Genomic DNA, 2,227 nt, shown 5'->3' on the forward strand with positions numbered 1-2,227 from the left:
CCCCTCGAAAACCATCTGATCGACGGCCTTGTCGACGGCCGCCTCAGCCGCCGCGAATTCGTCCGCCACGGCAGCCTGCTCGGCCTGTCGCTGCCGCTGCTCGGCCGCATCGGCATGGCCGCCGGCTTCGGCGCAGCACCCTCGCTCGCTCGCGCCGCAGGTGCGGCCGGCGGCACAATCCGCGTCGGCAGCAGCGTGCCGGCGGCGGCGATCGATCCCGTCACCATCGCCGATGCCGGCGGCCTTCTCGTCATGCAGCAAGTGGCAGAATTTCTTTGCGTCGACGGCCCGGACCTGGTTCTGAAGCCGGCGCTGGCGGAAAGCTGGAAGCCGAACGCCGACGGCACGGTATGGACCTTCACGCTGCGCAAGGGCGTCAAGTTCCACTCGGGCGGCGAGATGAAGGCCGAAGACGTGGTGGCCAGCATCGACCGGCTCGCCGATCCGGCCAATTCGTCCAATGCGCTGTCGGTGTTCAGCGGCATCCTGCAGAAGGGCAACACCAAGAAGGTCGACGACTACACGGTCGAATTCCATCTCGATGCGCCGAACGGCAACTTCCCCTATATGGTGTCGTCCGACAACTACAACGCCGTCATCATCCCGGCGAGCTACAAGGGCGACTACGAGAAGAGCTTCGACGGCACCGGTCCGTTCAAGCTGGAAAAATACACGCCCAAGGTCGGCGCCTCCTTCGTGCGCAACGACGACTACTGGGGCGACAAGGCCTTGCCGGACCGCACCGAGTTCACCTTCTTCACCGACATCCAGCCGCAAATCCTGGCGCTGCAGGGCGGCCAGATCGACATCATCAACCAGATGCCTGTGCTGGCCGGCGTTGCGCTCCTCAACGATCCGAATTTCGAGATCATCAGCCTGAAGTCATCCGCTCATCAGCAGCTGCATATGCACTGCGACGAGGGCCCGACGAAGGACGCGCGCGTGCGCCGCGCCATCGCGCTCTGCCTCGACCGCGAGAAACTCGCCGCCGGCCTGATGAAGGGACGCGCAGCACTGGGCAACGACAGCCCGTTCGCCGCCGTCTACCCCTCGACAGACACCAGCGTGCCGCAGCGCAAGCAGGACATCGCCCAGGCCAAGCAGCTGATGGAAGCGGCCGGCCTCGCCCAGGGCTTCAAGATGACGCTCACCACCGAGCGCTATCTGGAAATTCCGGAATACGCCCAGCTCATCCAGAACTGGGTGAAGGAAATCGGCATCGAGCTCGAGCTCAACATCCTCGACCAGGGCGCCTATTACGGCGATGCCGTGTTCGGCAAGTCGAACTGGCTGGATTCGGCGATGGGCATCACCGACTACGGCCACCGCGGCGTGCCCAACGTCTATCTGGCGGCCCCCTTGAAGAGCGACGGCACCTGGAATGCCGCCCACTTCAAGAACAAGGACTACGACCAGATGGCGGCGAGCTATATCGCGGCCCTCGACCTCGAGGCGCAGAAGGCCACCGCCGGCAAGATCCAGAAGCTGCTGCTCGAGGAAACGCCGGTGGTCTTGGGCTATTTCTACGATTACCTGACGGCGACGGCGAAAGGCGTGACGGGCGTGCAGCCCACCGCCATGTCGCAGTTGTTCCTCGACAAGGCGTCGAAGGCCTGACGAGAGCGAACAAGCATATCCCTGACAGCCGGCTCTCCACGGAGAGCCGGCTCCAATAGGAGTATTCGCCATCCTCGTCTTCCTCGTCCGGCGCCTGGCCCTGTCGCTCGTCACGCTGTTTTTGCTCAGCGTCATGGTCTTCCTTGGCGGCCAGGTGCTGCCGGGCAATGTCGGGCGCGCCATATTGGGGCCGTTCGCCGACCAGCGCGCCGTCGATGCGCTCAACCACTCGCTCGGCATCGACCGCCCGCTGCTCGTCCAGTACGGCACATGGATCTGGAATTTCCTGCATGGCGACATGGGCACGTCCTACATTTTCCGCGCGCCGGTCGCCCCCTTCGTCATCGATGCTCTGGGCAATTCGCTGAAGCTGGCATTGATCGCCTTCGTGCTGGTGGTGCCGATCGGCATTCTGGGCGGCGTCATTGCCGCGCTCAACCTCAACCGGCCGCTCGACCGCATCATCAGCCTCGGCGGCCTGTCGGTGACGGTGCTGCCGGAATTCGTGACCGGCATCATCCTGATCCTGATCTTCGGGGTGTGGCTGCGCTGGCTGCCGATCGCCGCCGCATGGCCGAAAGGCGCTGGCTTCTTCACCCAGATCTACTAC

The 2,227-nt window shown here is 64.3% G+C and carries 2 protein-coding genes; both read left to right on the plus strand.

Features of this window, described 5'->3' with window-relative positions; genetic code table 11:
- Positions 1-1,617, plus strand: a 1,617-nt coding sequence (locus EOA23_RS34015) for an ABC transporter substrate-binding protein (protein ID WP_145966584.1), incomplete at its 5' end; no start/stop codon positions are given.
- A gap of 70 nt (positions 1,618-1,687) precedes the next feature.
- On the plus strand, positions 1,688-2,227 hold a 540-nt coding region (locus EOA23_RS34020), incomplete at its 3' end, for an ABC transporter permease (protein WP_145966585.1).

Origin of the sequence: Mesorhizobium sp. M2A.F.Ca.ET.042.01.1.1 (assembly GCF_003997405.1) — a bacterium.
Taxonomy (GTDB): Bacteria; Pseudomonadota; Alphaproteobacteria; order Rhizobiales; family Rhizobiaceae; genus Mesorhizobium.